The sequence below is a fragment of the Psychrobacter sp. UBA6739 genome (assembly GCF_002453835.1).
Lineage (GTDB): Bacteria > Pseudomonadota > Gammaproteobacteria > Pseudomonadales > Moraxellaceae > Psychrobacter > Psychrobacter immobilis_A.
On the sequence record NZ_DKHR01000003.1, the window covers coordinates 201,074 to 220,021 of the forward strand.

The window sequence follows — 18,948 nt, forward strand, 5'->3', positions numbered from 1 at the left end:
CTCATCTCGGTACAGGCATTGATGCATCGGGTCGCACCGCCAAGCTGGCTGATAGGGCAGCATTTTGATTTGAGTGTCGGTGATAGATTTGATATCAATACCCAACGTGGCTTATTGGCAAAGGCCGGTTACCGTGCGGTTGAGAACGTCTTTGAGCCGGGCGAATTTGCCGTACGCGGTAGCATCATTGATATCTTTGCCATGGGTCAGCCGTTTCCGCTACGTCTAGATTTGTTTGACGATGAAATTGAAACCATTCGCTTCTTTAATCCGCAGACCCAGCGCACATTGACCGTTGATGACCTCAAAACGATGATGAGCGGCAACGATAGCAGTATGGGCAAAGAGTCGCTGTCACTACTGCATAAACTGCCAGATATCTCAAAGCCTATTGAGCAATTCCAGATATTACCAGCAAAAGAGTTTCCGCTTGATGAAGGGCGTGAGACATTCCGTACCAACTTCGCCACGATGTTCCCTAATGCGAGCAGCCGTAAGTTTGAGCTACATAAAGACGTCATGGCAGGTATCGCTAGTAGCGGACTTGAATATTATCAGCCGCTATTTTTTGATTTAAAAGCGTGGACAGCAGAGAGTAGCTTGTTTGCTTACTTACCAAGCGATGCGCTGTTTATCACTGATGAATTGATTAATGAAAAACAGGTAGATTACTGGTCACAAATTCAGCGCCGCTATGAAGAGCGCCGTCATGATATCGATAAACCTATTGTCGCGCCTGAATGGTTATATTTGCTATCGAATACTTTAAATGAACATCTTAATCATTATCCACGGGTGATTCTCAGTGCGCGCAATGAGCTGGCTAGCATGACGGATGTTGCTGCGATTGACAGCGATGACTCATTGTTAGAAGACAGTTCATTGTTACAAGTTGAACACCAATCAGATTTACAGCCACAATTGCCGCTGACGGCAAATAAGCAGCAAGGCTTGGTGACGCTCAGTGCGCAAGAGCCGCCACAATTGGCTGTTAATCACCAAAAGGCTGAGCCTCTTACCCAGCTATTAGAATTTTTAGCGTTACAAGCACAAACAGCGACGCCAGTATTGATCGTTGCTGAAACAGCGGGTCGCCGCGAAATTCTCATCGAGTTGTTTAAAGGCAAAATCGATATCAAAGCTTATGACAGCTTTGCAGCGTTTCTAGCAGCGGATAAAACCAACAGCGTTAAAGGTAATAAGCTGCCACAGGTTGGTTTAACCGTTGCGCCCATTGAGCGCGGCGTCTATGTGCCCGAGCGTTTGGTGCTGATTAGTGAGACGCAGTTATTTGGTCGGCAAGTGCTGCAAACACGCCGTCGCCGCCAAAGCGGGGTGTCGGAAGAGTTTTTGGTTAAGAGTGTTACTGAAATAACTGAAGGCAGCCCAGTGGTGCATATCGAGCATGGTATTGGGCGTTACAATGGGCTGATTACGTTAGATGTGGGTGATGGCGAGCAAGAGTTTATTCACTTAAAATATGCCTATGATGCCAGTATTTATGTGCCCGTTGCTAATTTGCAAATGATTAACCGTTATAGTGGCGGTGATCCAGCGCTTGCGCCATTGCACAAAATCGGTAGCGGCAAATGGGATAAAGCCAAGCAAAAAGCGCTTGAGCAAATCCATGATGTAGCGGCCGAGCTGCTTAATATGCAAGCGCGTCGTGAAGCCAAAGTCGGTATTCATTTTAAAATAGATCCATCACAGTACGAGCTGTTTGCCAGTCAATTTGCTTTTGAAGAAACGCCCGATCAAGCCAATGCCATTCATGCGGTGATGGAAGACATGCGACAAAACCAGCCAATGGATCGGCTCATCTGCGGTGATGTGGGTTTTGGTAAAACAGAAGTGGCTATGCGGGCAGCTTTCATTGCCGTCAGCGCAGGTTATCAGGTGGCGGTGCTAGTGCCGACGACCTTGCTGGCCGGTCAGCATGAAGACAATTTCCGTGATCGTTTTGCTGATTGGCCAGTACGTATCGAGACGCTATCGCGCTTTGGCGGCAAAAAGCATCAAGAAACGGTGTTGACAGATTTAGCAGCAGGTAAAGTCGATATTGTCATCGGCACCCATAAACTGCTACAACCTGATGTGAAGTTTTCAAATCTAGGTTTGATGATTGTCGATGAAGAACATCGCTTTGGTGTGCGCCATAAAGAGCGTATCAAGGCGATTCAGACTGATGTAGATAGTATGTCGATGACAGCGACACCGATCCCTAGAACGCTCAATATGGCGCTCTCAGGTATGCGTGATATGTCAATTATTGCGACACCTCCAGCACGACGTTTGGCGATTAAAACCTTTGTCATGCAAAAAACTGATGCTTTAATGAAAGAGGCCATCTTGCGTGAGCTATTGCGCGGTGGGCAGGTTTATTTATTACATAATGATGTGGCGAGCATTGAGCGTATGGCAGAAACCATACGTGAATTGGTGCCTGAGGCGAGAGTAGGGGTTGCTCATGGACAAATGCAAGAGCGCCAACTTGAACAAGTCATGCAGCAGTTTTATCATAAAAAGTTCAATGTGCTGATATGCTCAACCATTATTGAAACGGGTATTGATGTGCCGAATGCCAATACCATTATCATTGAGCGCGCTGACAAGTTTGGTTTGGCGCAATTACATCAGTTACGTGGTCGTGTCGGTCGTAGTCATCATCAAGCGTATTGTTATCTACTTGTGCCTTCTATCAAAGGTCTAAAAGGCGATGCTAAACGCCGATTGCATGCGATTGAACGCGCCAATACGCTGGGTGCAGGTTTTATGCTGGCTAGCGAAGACTTAGAAATTCGCGGTGCTGGTGAAATACTCGGTAAGCAGCAAAGTGGCAATATGCAGGCGATTGGCTTCAGTTTATATATGGACATGCTGGAGCGTGCAACAAAAGCCATTAAAGCGGGTAAAGAGCCCGATTTAAGCACACCGTTGTCGCTGACAAGTGAGATTAATCTGCATAGCTCAGCATTGATACCAGAAGAATATCTGCATGATGTCCATCAGCGTTTATTGTTTTATAAGCGCATCAGTAATGCCGATGATAAAGAGGCATTGATTGATATTCGTACCGAAATGATTGACCGTTTTGGTACATTACCAGAGCAAACTAAGCAGTTGTTCGCCATCCACGGACTGCGTATACAAGCTGAGCCGCTAAAGATTAATAAGATTGATGCCAATAGTAATAGCATGACATTAGAGTTTGCGCCTGATACCCCAGTCGATGCCTTAGCGATTATTAAGTTGATTCAGAGCAATGGGCAGCGCTATCGTATGAACGGTGCCTCTGGTATTCGTTATCAGGATGCTGATAAACTGGCAACGCCGCAACAGCGCGTCACCGCGATTCAAGAATTATTACGCTATTTTAGCGAGCATATGGTGGCAGAGTCAGCGTAGTTGTTTTGGTATTTCGGCATTTTGAGAGCTCAGCAATGATTTTCGGTAGATTAAATCAGCTCAATAAGTCAGCTAGCCAGTGCTCAAGTAGGACGTCAAGACAATGAGTCATAGCGCTATTTTATCGGTCGGATAACTGATAAAATAGCGACATCCTATATTTAGCCTATTGTTTTTTAGTAAATTAAATTCTGCTTTTCTAGATTCATATTCCTTTTATCTGAGTGTCATAACAAGAGAACCGTCATTATGTTCCAACTTCATCATAAACTTGCTGCCGATAGCTTTTTAGTGGGTGACTTCCCATTATCGACTTGTCGTTTAATCAATGATTGCCAGTTTCCTTGGTTAATATTAGTGCCGCGCGTATCAGGTATCAAAGAGTTATATGAGTTATCTGAAGCCGATCAAACACAGTTTTTACGTGAATCGAGCTGGTTGTCGAGTCAGCTAGCCAAGACCTTTCAAGCCGATAAAATGAATGTAGCTGCACTCGGTAATCAAGTACCGCAACTTCATTTTCATCATATCGTTCGCTATCAAAACGACATGCAATGGCCAAATCCAGTATGGGGCGTTCCTGCTATTCCTTATACTAAAGAAGTGTTGGCGCAGATGCAGCAGACGTTAATGATGGCGCTACGTGGTCATCATCAAATGCCATTTGATTGGCAAATGTAATAAATACCTGAGTAGTAATAGGTCGGTAAGTTGATTGGCAAATCGATAATGATACTCTATTGGCTAGGCCTCGATTAACTAGGTATCAATTAACTGGGCATCGATTGACCCATCAAAATAACTAGAAAAATGACTAAACGTTTAAAGTTAAGCTTTGTTTTGGTGTCTTAGTCGTTTTATGGTTATGTACCAACGTTATGCTCAGTTATTACAGCCCCTAATTTTTATATATTAATAGGTTTTACGTATTTGAAATCCAGATAAATATTATCTGGATTTTTTGTGTTTGGCTCAAACGATATGTCTTATAATCCCGATTTAGTAGCATATTAAGACAAGATGAGTGATGAGTGGTAGGCTTTTGGCTATCAGTGACATGGGTTTTGTTGCATTTAAAAAGTATAATGTAATCATTGATTAATTTTATACATAACTTGGCATAGAGGTAGGTAGTACGCGTGTGCTATCCTCAAGCCTTTTAGTTTTTTACATAGCCTGTTTTACGTAAGTGAATACTTCATATGCCTTTTTTAGACACGCTGAGACCAAATCACTCTTCAAAAAATGAAGGGATTTATCGATTTGACTATCCAGAAGTCTTCGTTTTAATGCTTACCGTAATACTCCTCGCTGTACATTTTAATTTTAGACCTACTTCAATGGCACTGCTCGTTATTGTTTGTCTGCCAAGTTTAATGATTTTGATTTATAACTATCGCCGCCAAAAAAGCTTTTGGACGTCTAACATTGTTATCATTTTACTATCGGTGGTTATTGGGTCGATACAGTTTTGCACGGTTATTTCGCTTAGCTTAGCCGCGCTTATAGCACTCAGAATTATTATTAGTAGCCCTGAAAATCATTTAAAACTGATTACCGTTTCCGTAATAACCGTCATTGTCTTCTATTATGTTAGCGTTACCCTAAGCAGTGCTGATATAGATTGCCATGAAGGCTGGACCACACCAATAATATTATTAGCCAGTATGATCGTCATACTGTATCAGTTTTGGCATGTGTACCAAGAGTATATTGGTTATGAAACTCGTGCTCATCAGGCCGTTGGGCGATTAAGCACGATGGTCTCCGTCATTAATAAGTTAACGCGCTTCATACCTCCACAAGTTTGGGAGCCTATCGTAAAATCTGACAGCCCAGTTACCGTTGCTAATAAGCGCGCTAAGCTGACGATTATGTTCTCAGATATCGTTGGCTTTACGGAATTGTCAGATAGTTTGAGCGCTGACAATTTGGCTGATATCTTAAATACTTATATGCATTGTATGACATTGATAGCAAACAAGCATGGCGCCGTACTTGATAAATTTATTGGTGATGGCATGGTGTGTTTTTTCGGTGAGCCAAATAGTCGCGGTGCGCGCCAAGATGCTTTAGACTGTATTGCAATGGCAATAGATATGCGTCGCGAGATGCGAACTTTGAGGCAAAAATGGCGCTTGATGGGCTTTGAGGGGTTGTACATTCGTATCGGTATTAGCACAGGTTATTGCCATGTTGGTAATTTTGGTAGTAATAATCGTCTAAGCTATACTCTTATTGGTAAAGAGGCCAATCTAGCGGCAAGACTTGAATCGAGCGCTGGTAAAGATGAGATACTGGTCAGTGAGAGTACCTACGATTATATTTGTCATAATTATGACTGTCAGCATGCAGGTGCGTTCAAGTTAAAAGGTTTTGATAGCAAGGTAAATGCATGGCAAGTGCTGGATCCAGATACGTATAAAGGTCATTTATCAAAGTGGGTTGATCACACACTACCAGGTTTCAATTTGCATCTAAATTTTAAAGATATGAAGGATAATGATTATCAAGATATCAGAGCACGCTTAAATTTTGCGCTTGAACGTGTCGAGCAGGAGCAAGAAAAAGTGGCAACTGACATAGCGGCAGCAAGCAAACGTAATGACAATCAATGACAATCGTCATAAATAATCATCCAAAAATAATGTTTATAAAATCAAGCACAAAAAAGCCAGCTATTATTATGATAGCTGGCTTTTGCAATATAACAGTCAGATGAATTTTACGGTTAGCGTTTAGTGGTTTTCTTTTGCATGGTTGAGTGTATATTTAGGAATCTCGATGGTTAAATCTTCATCATCGAGCATGACCTGACAAGATAGGCGTGAGTCAGGCTCTAATCCCCAAGCACGATCTAATAAATCGGCTTCAATATCATCCATTTCATCTAAACTATTAAAACCTTTACGGACGACCACATGGCACGTGGTACAGGCTTTTGACATCTCACATGCATGTTCAATTTTAATGCCTTTTTCCAATAGCGCTTTACATAAGTTGCTGCCAGCTTCTAGCTCGACTTCGGCGCCTTCAGGGCAAATTTCATGATGCGGTAGTACGGTAATTTTTGGCATAAATCGTCTTTCCAGTGCTAATCAATTAAAAGAATAAAAATATAAGAAATGAGCTTAGTATGGTGACTAAGCCACATTTTAAATGTATCTGCTACCAATCTTGGGCATTCGTTCCTGCCATGCTGGCTTTAACGCTTTGATTCATAATACGGGCAGCAAAGGCATCACTGTGAGGCTTAAGCTTTGCTTGCTGTGCCTCGATAAGTGCCAAATCATCAGTACTGAGCGTTGTTTGCAACACTTGTATTTGCTCAGCCAATGAGTGCTGCTCCTCAGACGACAATAAAGCTGCAAATTCTTTAAGGGCAGATTGTAGCGCTAATACTTCACGCTCCGCTTCTACTTTGGTTTCGATTAAAGAACGTGTATTTTTATCTTCTTCTGCATGCTTGAATCCTGCGACGAGCAACTGCTCTTTTTGCTCATCTGATAACCCATAAGAAGGCACAATCTCAATCTTACTTTCTGTCTTGGTTGTGGTTTCCTGTGCGCTGACGGTTAGCTGTCCATTCGCATCAATACTAAAGGTGACCTCAATACGAGCAAATCCAGCTTTCATCGGCGGGATACCATATAGCTCAAAACGACCCAATGAACGGCAGTTGTCTACTGTCTCGCGTTCGCCCTGTACCACATGAATCACCATGCCTGTTTGACCATCTTGATAGGTGGTAAACACTTGGCGTTTTTTGACAGGGATAGGCGTATTACGTGGAATCAGTACTTCAACTAAGCCGCCCATGGTCTCAAGACCAAGCGATAGCGGCGTTACGTCTAACAATAGTAGGTTGTTATTACTATCGCCATTGACCAATTGATGCGCCGTTTGGGCAGCACCCAAAGCCACGACTTCATCGGGATTTAGACGACAAAGTGGTTGCTTGGCAAAAAACTCTGTCACGACTTGTTGTATAGCAGGCATACGAGTAGAGCCACCGACCAAAATCACTTCGTCTAGATCAGCACTCGAAAGCTTGGCATCACGCAGTACTTGTTCGCATACGCTCAATGTACGGCGGCTAACTGGCTCTGCAATAGCCAGTAAATCTGTACGGCGAAGCACACCTTGATAAGATTGCTCATTCACAGTGATGTCAATATTGACTTGTTCAGCATCCGTCAGGGCTTGTTTATAAGCTTTGGCTTGTTGCGCCAGTATTGACTTGTCATGACGACTCACATCTTTAGGATCGATATTTAATTGTTTGATAAGCCAATTGGTCATTAGACGATCGATGTCATCACCGCCTAATGCACTATTACCGCCAGTTGCCAATACTTCAAATACGCCATCAGTCAGCTTTAAGATAGAAACGTCAAAAGTACCGCCACCCAGATCGTAAATTAAATAATAACTTTCTTTATCGCCGTTTTGCGTTGACTGGTCGAGACCATAGGCGACGGCAGCAGCAGTAGGCTCATTTAGCAGGCGTAGCACTTTGATACCAGCCGCTTGGGCTGCATCTTTGGTCGCTTGCCGCTGTGCTTCATCAAAATAAGCAGGGACAGTAATGACCGCACCCTCGATACTGTCTGCAGGCAATGCGCTCGCTGCCCGTTGCTCAAGCGCTGCTAAAATACGTGCTGATACTTCAACAGGCGATACTTTACCCTGAGCCGTCACAAATGCTGGCATGTCATCTTTGCTGCCGCTTAACTCATAAGGATGAGAGAATTTGATATCAGCTTGACTACGACCCATAAAACGCTTAGCCGAGACAATCGTATTTTTTGGATCATCCGCTAAGTGAGCTAATGCATCAGAGCCAACCAAGGGCTTACCTATGCTTGGATAATAGACCACAGAAGGTAATAATGTATCGGTAGCTGCGCTTGCCTCTAAGACTTGCGCCTTGCCTGAGCGTACTACCGCGACCAATGAGCGCGTAGTACCAAGATCAATTCCTAGGCCAAAACGATGCTGATGGGGTTGGGCATTTTGATTGGGTTCGGCAATTTGCAATAAAGACATAAGATAACTCAAAGATAAAATGAAAGAGATAAAATTAGTAAGTGAAATGGAACAAATATGATAAGCGCACTATTGTAGTTTAACTGCTTTGTATGCACGTGAAAATGAAGATACTTAGCGATTAAAAGTGCTTAAAATAAGGGATTATACGGCATCGCTATGACTATTTTAACCATCGCTTATAATATAGTTTTCAAATAAGCGTTATAAGCGAATAGTATTTATGAATAAATTTGGCATATAGAATAAATTAACAAACTTATACTCAGTTAGTTAGACGTATAAATCATCATCATCTAAATGCTCAGCAGTCGCTAACTCATCGATACCAGTAGTCACGTCAGCATTTAATTTGACTAAGAATTTCAGTTTTTGTGTCGCATCAATCGCCGTTTGCCAATCTTGGTTTTGGTAAGCATCGTTAAAACGCTTAGACTGTTTTGCCAGTCGTTCGGTGATTTGAGGGTGTAGTTGTTGCAATGTCGCACGATCCTTACCTTCAATAGCGTCATCTAAATCCATGCGCATCTGCATCGCATCTTCTAAAAAGTCCAAGTCAGCAATTGAATGCTCTAGATTCTGTGCTTGATCTGCCATGTCTAGTAGATAGCTAGCACGACTATCAGGCGCACTTAACGCTTGGTAGGCTTGGTTGATTAACGCTGAGGCCTGCTCAGACTGCTGTTGCGCTTGCGTAGTATTGGCTAGATTCTTGGTGACATTATCAGGATGATAACGTTTTTGTAGCAGACGTAGATGCTGATCGAGAATCTCTTGATTGACTTCAAACTGTACAGGCTGCTCAAATAGGGCAAAGAAGTTATCAAACTGGGCTTCTGCAGTAATGTCTGTCATATCATACGCCTTGCTTGTTATTTATTTTGAAAGTTTCCTTTAGCAGAGAACATATCTACTATGGCTTGAATATAGAGTCAGGAAACTCTAAACTCAAGGGTTTTTTAACCTTTGAACCATTAAACGGTAAAAGACTCGCCGCAACCACATTCGCCTTTTTGATTGGGATTGGTGAACTTAAAGCCTTCGTTAAGACCTTCTTTTTCGTAGTCCATTAACAAACCATCTAAATACACCAAACTTTTAGGATCAATAAAGATGTTAACGCCGCGGCTTTCGTAACGCGTGTCATTTTCATCAGGGGTATCTACAAACTCTAAAACGTAAGCTAAGCCTGAGCAACCCGCAGTACGGATACCCACTCGAATACCTTCGCCTTTGCCGCGATTGTCCAAAAAGTCTCGAACATGCTGAGCGGCGCGTTCTGTCATTTCAATCATGCCAACTCCCATTGACTATCAATGATAAATATCAATCAAAAAAATCTGTATAAACTGGCAATGAAAATAGCGAACTTGCCAAAAAATCTTAATAACGACCAGTTAAGAATCACTAGAAAATAAAAGGTGACAATTACATTTGCGTTATTGTCACCTCTTTAGCGTTAGTAGCTGTTCAATACATCGACTACTAAAGTACGGTCATTAAGACCGTGTACTTAGAAGTACAATACTTACACTAATAGGTTTAGCTATCTGCTTCTTCTGCCTCTACTGCTGCGCTATGCTTACCTTTATAGTCGCTAATAGCGGCTTTAATGGCGTCTTCAGCAAGTACAGAGCAATGCACTTTTACTGGTGGTAAGGCCAACTCTTTCGCGATATCGTTGTTTTTGATTTCGCCCGCTTGATCCAAGCTTTTGCCTTTTAGCCACTCAGTCACGAGCGAGCTTGAAGCGATTGCTGAACCACAGCCATAAGTTTTAAAGCGTGCATCTTCAATGATGCCGTTATCATCAACTTGAATCTGTAGGCGCATTACATCGCCACAAGCTGGGGCACCAACCATACCAGTACCAACGTTTTTGGCATTTTTATCAAGATTGCCGACGTTGCGTGGATTTTCGTAATGATCAATAACTTGGTCACTATAGGCCATGGGGTTTTCTCCTAGTTAGATGATGAGTAGTCAACTACTGACTTTAAATGTCTAACTACTCATCGATAATTGGGGTCAAACATTTAGTTAATAGAAACGGTATTTATAAAAACGGTATTTATAAAAACTGGATTTATAAGTGTCTGATCAATCGTTTAATGGTTCTGTTTAATAACTATGTCGTTGCTTTCGGTAATTTTAGTGCTCAGCCCATTCGACTGAATCTAAATCAACACCTTCTTGGTACATATCCCAAAGTGGTGATAAGGCACGTAATTTATCGACCGCTTCATGCATTTGTTTGATGACAGTATCGATGTCTTCTTCGGTGGTATAACGACCGAAGCTGAAACGAATTGAGCTGTGTGCTAATTCATCTGGGCGACCAATAGCGCGTAATACATATGATGGCTCAAGCGTCGCTGATGTACAGGCTGAACCTGATGATACAGCTAAATCTTTAAGTGACATCATGAGAGACTCGCCCTCAACGAAGTTGAAGCTGATGTTTACGATGTTAGGTACGCTGTGCTCAAGATCACCATTTAGGTAAATTTCTTCGATATCTTGTAGACCGTCCCACAGTTTTTGGCGTAGTTTCGCTGCATGTGCATGGTCTTCTTCATAACGCTCATTGGCTAAAGCAAATGCTGCCCCAAGACCAACGATTTGATGCGTCGGTAATGTACCTGAACGCATACCGCGCTCATGACCACCGCCATGCTGCTCTGCTTTCAAGCGGATACGTGGCTTACGGCGAACAAATAATGCGCCAATACCTTTAGGACCGTAGGCTTTGTGACCTGAGAAGCTCATCAAATCGATCTTCGTGGTTTCAAGGTCAATCAGTACTTTACCAACAGATTGTGCGCCATCGACGTGGAAGACCACACCCGCTTCACGAGTGATTTCACCAATGGCAGCGACATCAGTAATCGTACCAAGCTCATTATTTACCATCATGAGTGATACTAAGATAGTATCATCACGTAATGCTTCTTTAACTTGCTCTGGTAAGATTAGCCCAGTGCTTGGTTGTGGCTCAAGATAAGTAATCTCAAAACCTTCTTGCTCAAGCTCACGGCACGTATCTAATACGGCTTTATGTTCGATCTTACTGGTAATGATGTGCTTACCACGAGACTGATAAAAGTGGGCGGCACCTTTAATCGCTAGGTTGTCTGATTCTGTTGCACCAGAGGTAAAGACGATTTCGCGTGGATCAGCATTAATGACTTCAGCCACTTGTTGACGCGCTGTTTCTACCGCTTCTTCTGCTTGCCAGCCATAGCCATGCGAGCGCGAGGCTGGGTTACCAAAGATGCCATCTACTGTCAGATATTCACTCATCTTAGCAGCTACTGATTTTGCAACTGGTGTGGTGGCGGCATAATCTAAGTATATAAGGTTGTTATGTTGGCTCATGCTGGGTTTGCCTCGCTGTTCGATAGGGTAATAGTGTTGATATCTTTTATGGAAATCTCTTTGGTAGAGCTGTGCTGACGCTCTGACACTGACTGCACATTTTCCATGTCTAATAATTGCGCTAATGTTATATTTTTCAAGTACTGTTCGATATGATTGGACAGTGCACACCATAAATCATGGGTTAAGCACATTGTACCACCTTGACAGTCGCCACGTCCTTCGCACTGCATCGCATTAACCGACTCATCGACGGCAGATATGATGCTCATGACGTCTATTTCATGCAATGGTTTGGCTAGATGATAGCCGCCTGCTGCACCTCGGATGCTAGTGACTAGACCACGCTTACGAAGTTTGGAAAACAGTTGTTCAAGGTAGGAGATAGAAATTGATTGCCGCTTGGCGATATCAGATAAGGAGACTGCAGTGTCTTGTTGGCTGGTTTGTAATGCCAAATCCAGTAACGCAGTAACGGCATATCTGCCTCGAGTAGTCAAACGCATGTGTTATCTCCAAACTTTTAAGTCATTTTTATTTAACAACGACCTTAGCAAAATGATAGTGGTGGCAGCTTGTAGCGCAATATGAAAGCTACTGATGGAATCACATAACCGCTAAGTTGTGTCTTATCGTTATTAAACAGCAGATGATTAACCCGATGTGTGCAACGATTAAGCCAATTATACTTAATCCTGAGTAATTTAGTCAAGATTAAAGTGTGGTTGAATGGTTAATCGAGCTTATCACTATGATTGATAAAAACAATGGTATTAAAAGGAGGGGATATAAGATTGAGAACATTGATTCCTAGCATTTTTGAAATATTAAAATACAGTCTTGAAGTTCGAGTATTACGTTTTTTTAACTTCTATCAATTATATTAGGGCGTGCTGAATGTTCCATACGCCCTAACTATCTAAGCACTTAATATACTAAGCGTTTAATATGCCTTCATCGGCATCAACGCGTTTGTTAAAGTAAGCAGCCTTTCATTGTTAAGCTGACATTGGTAAGTCGTTGTTGGCGAAATTAATTCATTAATAGCGCGATAATGGCTGCGATCATAATAACGAGAGCAGCCACGGTGACGATTATCAGGGTTTTTTGTTTGCTCTGTAACTCTTTAACCGTGATTTCAAGCTCACGGTTTTTAATAGTCAAGGTGTTTATTTGGGTTTGTTGCTCTTTGATGCGTAATTTATAGCTGTCCTTTTTGTCAGCCATTTCAGCTTCAGTAGGCTTGGTCTTACCTTTGCCACCTTTTATCTTTTTAATAAGACCTTGAATTAAGCTGCCAAGACCGAGCTGCATAATAAACTGCTTGACCAACTGTACTTGAACAGACTCACCGCGCATTTGTAGTTTTTCGGTGGTTTCGCTGTCATGAGTGGTGATCGCATTGATCACTTGGATGCTATAAGCATTAATGATGACGTCAGGTTCGCTGCGGTCAATAGGTAACTCTGCGTCTAATAATACGCCTTTGGTGCTAAAAGTGGCAAACACTTCAACATGCGGTAGATACAAGCGTAGCGCCACGACAGTACCTTGCTTGGCAAGTGGGTAAGCGGCTTTACGTAGTTCGGGATCTAAACGTAACAATAGTGTCAGCGCCGACTCGATGAACACCAGAATGATATTAAGAAAAGAGTGAGACAACGTAGAACGCTTCATGTAAATAATCCGTTTTATATTTGGCAAATTAGAGGCAAAAGACAAACAAGAGTCAAAATTGACCCAAAAGGTGCAGTGATATTTTGCTTATAGTAACGCCTTTATAATAAAAAGTAACGCTAGTTTCTGTCAGTTGGAAAATTATTACTTTACAATTTGGTAATCAACAAGGACACAGATATTTATGACTGGCGATGCCTCAGTATGAGATGACATCTCTTTGAACGATAAGGCAGTATAGAGGTTGACTCGCTAAGTCGAAGTTAGGAAAAGCCAAGGTTACTAGCGGTTATAACAGTTGCAGAGGCTTTGCGTAACATTGAGTGTCAAATACGTAGTACAGTAGGCAAAAATATGTAAAATCGCTTGCGCTCCTTATGCTGCCTTGATATAAAGACGATAACAAAGCGAAACCTGTTAATACGCCAGTCAGGCAGTTTTTATTGCTTAAATGCTATGAGAGCGTTACAATGCTTGGCGTGAGCGTTTATTATCCCCCTTAAACTTGAAGGAAATTTTATGAATAAGTCAGAATTAATTGATAGCATCGCAGACAAAAGTGGCCTAAACAAAACCCAAGCTGGCGATGCATTGAATGCTGTTATGGAAAGTGTTGGTGAAGCGCTAGAAGCTGGCGATAGCATCTCATTGGTTGGTTTTGGTACTTTCAGCGTAAAAGACCGTAAAGCACGTACTGGCCGTAACCCTAAGACGGGTGAAGAGCTTAGCATTCCAGCAAGTAAAGTACCAAGCTTTAAAGCGGGTAAAAACTTAAAAGAGCGTTTAAACTAAGCCGTTTTATTAAAAACGGATGCTGTATAACGACGTGATATACGAACGAACACAGCATTTACTTAGTAAAGCACTATATGGTTTATAGCATGGCTGAAAAGTCATAATATGAATCATAAGAAAGCACCTAAATATTAGGTGCTTTTTTTATCGCTATAGTTTGTATCATACCACGTGAATATTTTGAGTCTGCATCAAAAATCACGTATCATAGGGCGCGCGATAGATGCGTTGTTTAAATAAGGCTGTTTTACTCAGTCTTGTTGTTTTATATCAAATTCACATGTTCTTATTCTTACCATTGCCTGCTTAGATAGCATTGATATTAATAATAATATTACAATGGTTTTTCATCAATATAGGTTTATAAAGCAGAGATAACTATGGATAAATTGCGCGATTTCTTAAAAAGCTGGCCAGGTCGCATTTTATTGATTTTATGCCTATCGCCGCTCGCTCTATTGGGTGTCGAAAGCTATTTTGGAGGCGGGGTCGATCCCAACCAAGTCGCTCAGGTGGGTGAAGCAAGCGTAGGGTTGTCCGAGTATCAGACTGCCGTAAATAACCGTCGTACTGAAATACTAGAACAAGTTGATGATGCCAGTCTATTAAATGAAGATGTATTGCACGAGCAGGTGCTCAAAGGTCTCATTGATCGTACGCTATTGGAGCAGCAAGCGGGCAAGCTTGGTATGACAGTCTCTGATGACACGATTAATCGTTTATTGCGTGAAGAAGAAATTTTTAAGGACGCAGAAGGCAATTTTTCTAACGACCAATTTTCAAACTTCTTGCGCCAGCGCGGCATGACCAAAGATCAGCTATTTGCTGAGTTTCGTAACCAGTTAAGCCTCGACCAGCTCAATGCCAGTATTGTTGGCACGGCAGTATATCCCATGCAAGCGGTCAGTCAATTGATTGACTTACAACTTGAGTCGCGCAATATCTGGCTGCATCGATTTAATTGGCAAGACTATGCAGATCAGGTCAAGTTAAGCAAAGGCGATATACAAGCCTATTATGATGCCAATAAAGACACGCTAAAAAGTGCGGCGATGGTAGATTTGGCATATTTGCAATTAAGTCCTAAAACCATTCAAGTGAATGAGGTTACGGAAGAAGATTTGCAGCAGCAATATGAAGTTTATAAGCAAGGGCTAGCTGTTGTCGATGAACGTAAAATCAGTCAAATCCTATTAACGGGTAAAGATGCGAAGACCAGAGCGGCCAAAATCAAAGCTCGCTTGGATAAAGGTGAGTCTTTTGCCGCATTGGCTAAAACTGAATCAGATGATCCATCAGGAGCAACAGGTGGCGATATTGGTACCTTTAATCCCTCTGTATTTGGTAATGATGCTGCAGCGGTTGAGCAAGCTTTAGAGGGCTTAAGCGTGGGTGATGTAACAGCACCTATTAAGACTAGCTTTGGCTATCAGATATTTACTGTAACCGAAGATAACGGTAGTAAAATCCCAAGCCTAGAAAGCATGCGTGCAGAGCTGACAGCAAAAGCCAAAGAATATAAGCGTCAAGAAATCTATGCAGATAAAGTGACAGCGATTAATGACTTGGCAGCAGATGGCTTTAGTATCGAAGACATCGCTCAGCAAGAGAACGTAACGCTAAAACGTATCAAGGATTATCGTAAAGAAAACAACAAGTCGGAGCTATCACAACCAGCAGTGATTAAGCAGGCTTTTGATGAGTTTACCATTCAAGATCAGGCAGTAACCGCAGGTATCGAAGTCGGTAACGGTACGGTATGGGTGCAGCCAAGCAACTATCGTCCTACGAAAACGCTTAGCTTAGCTGCTGCTACGCCAAAAATTACTCAGATATTACGTCAAGAAAAGGCAACGGCATTGGCGCTAAAAGAGGCGAAGAAACTAGCCACTGGTATTAAAACGCCTGCTGATATCAATAAACAGCCAGTACGTTTTCAATCATTAGGTGAAGTTAATCGCCAAACCACTCTATTGACAGAGAAAGAACGCGGATTAGCCTTTAGTCAGCAAGCAGCTAATAATGGCGTCGTTGCCATTGCCAGTGAGACTGAGATGGGTGCGACTTTGTTGGTCGGTGATCGTATTAAAACAGAGGAGCAGTCGCCATTATCTGATGTGCAAAGAGCACAAACAGCTGCAATCATTCGTGATAACTTGGGGCAAGATCAGCTACAAGATTACTTGGATTATCTCCGCTTGGTATATAAAGTTGAAGTTAATGACGCCAATATAGCAAACGCGCAAGGGCGTTAGAAATAAAGCTATTAAGGAAAACTTGAGATACTTACTTAGTCATTCTTTCTGAATAACCTTTTCAAGTTTTAAGCATAAAAAAGCCACTGTCTACAGTGGCTTTTTTAATGAGTATTACTTTTATCATAAAGATTTAGCATTAATGGCGATACAAAATTCAATACTGCTATCAATGCTACTATTCAAAGTGATACGGAACAATTTAATGGCGGAAATGACGCATACCAGTGAATACCATCGCGATGCCATGCTCATTTGCCGCAGCAATGGTTTCGTCATCACGCATAGACCCACCTGGCTGGATAATAGCAGCAATACCGACTTGGGCAGCGTTATCGATGCCATCACGGAATGGGAAGAAGGCATCTGATGCCATAACAGCACCTTCAGTAGCCAATCCAGCGTGCTCAGCTTTGATAGCAGCGATACGCGCTGAGTTGACACGGCTCATCTGACCAGCACCAACACCGATAGTACGCTGACCTTTGGCATAAACAATGGCATTAGATTTGACGTATTTTGCTACATTCCAGCTGAATAATAGATCGGCGATTTGCGCTTCTGTTGGTTGTACATCAGTGACAATCTTTAAGTCATTGGCTGTAATCAAACCAAGATCTTGCTCTTGTACTAGCAGTCCACCGTTGACGCGCTTGTAGTCAAGCTGACTATCGCGTTGATCTGGCGCTGGCAGTTCGCCGCACACCAATACACGGACATTTTTCTTAGCAGCTGTCGCTTCAAGCACACCATCTTCGATGCTTGGTGCAATAATAACTTCTACAAACTGATTGTCGATAATGGCTTTAGCAGCTACTAACGTCAATGGGCGGTTAAAAGCAATGATGCCGCCAAAAGAAGACTCAGGATCAGTACTGAAGGCAGTGTTATACGCGGTTACTTGATCGTTATCCACAGCGACACCGCAAGGATTGGCATGCTTAACGATTACGCAAGCAGGGGCGCTAAAGGCTTTCACGCACTCAAGAGCAGCATCAGTATCGGCGATATTGTTATAAGACAGCGCCTTGCCTTGCAGTTGCTTAGCAGTCGCTATAGAAGCTTGTTGGCTTTTTAGCGGATGGTTTTCTGTATAAAAAGCGGCGTTTTGATGTGGGTTTTCGCCGTAGCGTAGATCCTGTGCTTTTTCGAGCTGCACATTAAAGGTACGTGAGAAATTCTCAGGCTGCTGGCTTTCATTGACACGGCTACCTAAGAAATTGGCAATCATTCCGTCGTACTGTGCAGTATGCTCAAAAGCCTTAACCGCTAAGTCATAGCGCAAAGCAGGTGTCAGCTCGGTGCCATCACCTAAAGCGGCAAGTATGCGCTCATAATCTGCTGGATCAGTCACGATACCCACATGAGCGTGGTTTTTCGCCGCAGAACGCACCATCGTAGGACCACCGATGTCGATGTTTTCGATAGCATCGTTCATGGTGACATCCGCACGAGCAATAGTTTCAGCAAACGGATATAAATTCACGACAACCAAATCAATACGCTCAATCGCATGCTCACTCATGACGGCATCGTCTGTACCACGGCGTCCTAAGATGCCACCATGAATTTTAGGATGTAGCGTTTTGACACGGCCATCCATCATTTCAGGGAAACCTGTGTAATCGGATACTTCGGTCACAGCAACATTGTTTTCTGTGAGTAAACGATAAGTACCGCCAGTAGACAGTAAGCCAAAGCCTGACTTAATAAGGCCTTGCGCAAATTCAACGATATTAGATTTATCAGAGACTGACAATAGAGCAAGTGGGGTTGTACTCATAAGAAAATTTCCATAAAAAAAGCCTGACGTAAACGTCTGGCAAGGTAACAATGACAATTTTTGCAGACATATCATGGTGGATAGCGTCAATAACGTTAAATTGCCATACATAATGATTGGTAATAAAGACAGAGAAATGCATATAGCAGATGCTACATTAAGTCATAAGTTTTGAGTTTTTTGCGTAAAGTGCCACGATTCAGACCTAAGATTTGTGCACACTTGGTTTGATTGCCTCGCGTTTTTTCAAGGACAACCGATAATAGTGGCTCTTCAACTTGTTTTAAAATAAGCTCATACAAGTCGGTCGGCATCTCATCGCCTAGCATCGCGAAGTACTGTCGTACCACACGCTCCACATGTACGCGCAGTGGTTCATGACGCTGGCTCGCATCGCTGTCTAATGAGGAGTCAACATGACGAGTTGAATGATGGTTAGCTGTACTATAATCGGCAGGATGCTCAGAGCTTGTGGCAAAATGATTGGCATTATGCTGTGCATGAGGTGCCATAAGATAATGTCCTTGGGATTGGAAAGAGTCAAACCATAAGATATTAGGGTATTATATCAAATTAATATCGTTTAGCGCTGACAGATTAACCTTA

The 18,948-nt window shown here is 42.5% G+C and carries 15 protein-coding genes; 5 read left to right on the top strand and 10 right to left on the bottom strand.

Annotation, left to right across the window (positions count from 1 at the left end; all coding sequences use genetic code 11):
- The 3 genes from mfd to B2575_RS01160 all read left to right on the top strand — a co-directional run.
- Nucleotides 1-3,405, top strand: a 3,405-nt coding sequence (mfd, locus tag B2575_RS01150; RefSeq protein WP_296239834.1) for a transcription-repair coupling factor, incomplete at its 5' end; no start/stop codon positions are given.
- Between the two features lie 249 nt (nucleotides 3,406-3,654).
- Nucleotides 3,655-4,086, top strand: a complete 432-nt coding sequence (locus B2575_RS01155) for an HIT domain-containing protein (protein WP_045445060.1) — start codon at nucleotides 3,655-3,657, stop codon at nucleotides 4,084-4,086.
- A 659-nt stretch (nucleotides 4,087-4,745) separates the two neighbouring features.
- Nucleotides 4,746-6,023 carry an adenylate/guanylate cyclase domain-containing protein gene (locus B2575_RS01160; protein WP_227678077.1) on the top strand — a complete coding sequence of 426 codons (1,278 nt, stop codon included), beginning with the start codon at nucleotides 4,746-4,748 and terminating at the stop codon, nucleotides 6,021-6,023.
- Between the two features lie 120 nt (nucleotides 6,024-6,143).
- Here B2575_RS01160 and fdx read toward each other — a convergent pair whose 3' ends face one another.
- From fdx to B2575_RS01200, 8 genes are all read right to left on the bottom strand, one after another.
- Nucleotides 6,144-6,482: an ISC system 2Fe-2S type ferredoxin gene (fdx, locus tag B2575_RS01165; RefSeq protein WP_045445066.1), complete on the bottom strand. Its 339-nt coding sequence runs from the start codon at nucleotides 6,480-6,482 to the stop codon at nucleotides 6,144-6,146.
- Between the two features lie 91 nt (nucleotides 6,483-6,573).
- Entirely contained in the window at nucleotides 6,574-8,454 is a 1,881-nt protein-coding gene (hscA, locus tag B2575_RS01170; RefSeq protein WP_296239839.1) for a Fe-S protein assembly chaperone HscA, read from the bottom strand.
- Nucleotides 8,455-8,727: 273 nt separating this feature from the next.
- Nucleotides 8,728-9,309 (bottom strand): Fe-S protein assembly co-chaperone HscB, encoded by a 582-nt coding sequence (hscB, locus tag B2575_RS01175; RefSeq protein ID WP_296239840.1) that lies wholly within the window; start codon nucleotides 9,307-9,309, stop codon nucleotides 8,728-8,730.
- Nucleotides 9,310-9,428: 119 nt separating this feature from the next.
- On the bottom strand, nucleotides 9,429-9,749 hold the full coding sequence (gene iscA / locus B2575_RS01180; protein ID WP_045445072.1) for an iron-sulfur cluster assembly protein IscA: 321 nt from the start codon (nucleotides 9,747-9,749) through the stop codon (nucleotides 9,429-9,431).
- A gap of 247 nt (nucleotides 9,750-9,996) precedes the next feature.
- Nucleotides 9,997-10,407: a Fe-S cluster assembly scaffold IscU gene (iscU, locus tag B2575_RS01185; protein ID WP_296239843.1), complete on the bottom strand. Its 411-nt coding sequence runs from the start codon at nucleotides 10,405-10,407 to the stop codon at nucleotides 9,997-9,999.
- A gap of 198 nt (nucleotides 10,408-10,605) precedes the next feature.
- Nucleotides 10,606-11,832, bottom strand: a complete 1,227-nt coding sequence (locus B2575_RS01190; RefSeq protein ID WP_201501579.1) for an IscS subfamily cysteine desulfurase — start codon at nucleotides 11,830-11,832, stop codon at nucleotides 10,606-10,608.
- On the bottom strand, nucleotides 11,829-12,338 hold the full coding sequence (locus B2575_RS01195) for an Rrf2 family transcriptional regulator (RefSeq protein ID WP_045451863.1): 510 nt from the start codon (nucleotides 12,336-12,338) through the stop codon (nucleotides 11,829-11,831). Before B2575_RS01195 ends, B2575_RS01190 begins: the two co-directional genes overlap by 4 nt.
- Before the next feature lie 526 nt (nucleotides 12,339-12,864).
- Nucleotides 12,865-13,509, bottom strand: a complete 645-nt coding sequence (locus B2575_RS01200) for a hypothetical protein (protein WP_045451866.1) — start codon at nucleotides 13,507-13,509, stop codon at nucleotides 12,865-12,867.
- A 519-nt stretch (nucleotides 13,510-14,028) separates the two neighbouring features.
- On the opposite strand from B2575_RS01200, the gene B2575_RS01205 reads away from it, so the two are divergent.
- Both B2575_RS01205 and B2575_RS01210 read left to right on the top strand, forming a co-directional pair.
- Nucleotides 14,029-14,301 carry an HU family DNA-binding protein gene (locus B2575_RS01205; RefSeq protein ID WP_045445077.1) on the top strand — a complete coding sequence of 91 codons (273 nt, stop codon included), beginning with the start codon at nucleotides 14,029-14,031 and terminating at the stop codon, nucleotides 14,299-14,301.
- A 383-nt stretch (nucleotides 14,302-14,684) separates the two neighbouring features.
- Nucleotides 14,685-16,559: a SurA N-terminal domain-containing protein gene (locus B2575_RS01210; RefSeq protein ID WP_296239853.1), complete on the top strand. Its 1,875-nt coding sequence runs from the start codon at nucleotides 14,685-14,687 to the stop codon at nucleotides 16,557-16,559.
- A 202-nt stretch (nucleotides 16,560-16,761) separates the two neighbouring features.
- Here the strand turns inward: B2575_RS01210 and purH are convergent, their stop codons facing one another.
- Both purH and fis read right to left on the bottom strand, forming a co-directional pair.
- Nucleotides 16,762-18,342, bottom strand: a complete 1,581-nt coding sequence (gene purH / locus B2575_RS01215; protein WP_201501576.1) for a bifunctional phosphoribosylaminoimidazolecarboxamide formyltransferase/IMP cyclohydrolase — start codon at nucleotides 18,340-18,342, stop codon at nucleotides 16,762-16,764.
- Between the two features lie 152 nt (nucleotides 18,343-18,494).
- Nucleotides 18,495-18,854 carry a DNA-binding transcriptional regulator Fis gene (gene fis, locus B2575_RS01220; protein WP_087816165.1) on the bottom strand — a complete coding sequence of 120 codons (360 nt, stop codon included), beginning with the start codon at nucleotides 18,852-18,854 and terminating at the stop codon, nucleotides 18,495-18,497.
- Nucleotides 18,855-18,948: the final 94 nt, after the last annotated feature.

Excerpts from the sequence above, each read along its gene's own strand:
- B2575_RS01155 (WP_045445060.1), top strand. The coding sequence starts at position 3,655 with ATGTTCCAACTTCATCATAAACTTGCTGCCGATAGCTTTTTAGTGGGT.
- B2575_RS01160 (WP_227678077.1), top strand. The coding sequence starts at position 4,746 with ATGGCACTGCTCGTTATTGTTTGTCTGCCAAGTTTAATGATTTTGATT.
- fdx (WP_045445066.1), bottom strand. The coding sequence starts at position 6,482 with ATGCCAAAAATTACCGTACTACCGCATCATGAAATTTGCCCTGAAGGC.
- hscA (WP_296239839.1), bottom strand. The coding sequence starts at position 8,454 with ATGTCTTTATTGCAAATTGCCGAACCCAATCAAAATGCCCAACCCCAT.
- hscB (WP_296239840.1), bottom strand. The coding sequence starts at position 9,309 with ATGACAGACATTACTGCAGAAGCCCAGTTTGATAACTTCTTTGCCCTA.
- iscA (WP_045445072.1), bottom strand. The coding sequence starts at position 9,749 with ATGATTGAAATGACAGAACGCGCCGCTCAGCATGTTCGAGACTTTTTG.
- iscU (WP_296239843.1), bottom strand. The coding sequence starts at position 10,407 with ATGGCCTATAGTGACCAAGTTATTGATCATTACGAAAATCCACGCAAC.
- B2575_RS01190 (WP_201501579.1), bottom strand. The coding sequence starts at position 11,832 with ATGAGCCAACATAACAACCTTATATACTTAGATTATGCCGCCACCACA.
- B2575_RS01195 (WP_045451863.1), bottom strand. The coding sequence starts at position 12,338 with ATGCGTTTGACTACTCGAGGCAGATATGCCGTTACTGCGTTACTGGAT.
- B2575_RS01200 (WP_045451866.1), bottom strand. The coding sequence starts at position 13,509 with ATGAAGCGTTCTACGTTGTCTCACTCTTTTCTTAATATCATTCTGGTG.
- B2575_RS01205 (WP_045445077.1), top strand. The coding sequence starts at position 14,029 with ATGAATAAGTCAGAATTAATTGATAGCATCGCAGACAAAAGTGGCCTA.
- B2575_RS01210 (WP_296239853.1), top strand. The coding sequence starts at position 14,685 with ATGGATAAATTGCGCGATTTCTTAAAAAGCTGGCCAGGTCGCATTTTA.
- purH (WP_201501576.1), bottom strand. The coding sequence starts at position 18,342 with ATGAGTACAACCCCACTTGCTCTATTGTCAGTCTCTGATAAATCTAAT.
- fis (WP_087816165.1), bottom strand. The coding sequence starts at position 18,854 with ATGGCACCTCATGCACAGCATAATGCCAATCATTTTGCCACAAGCTCT.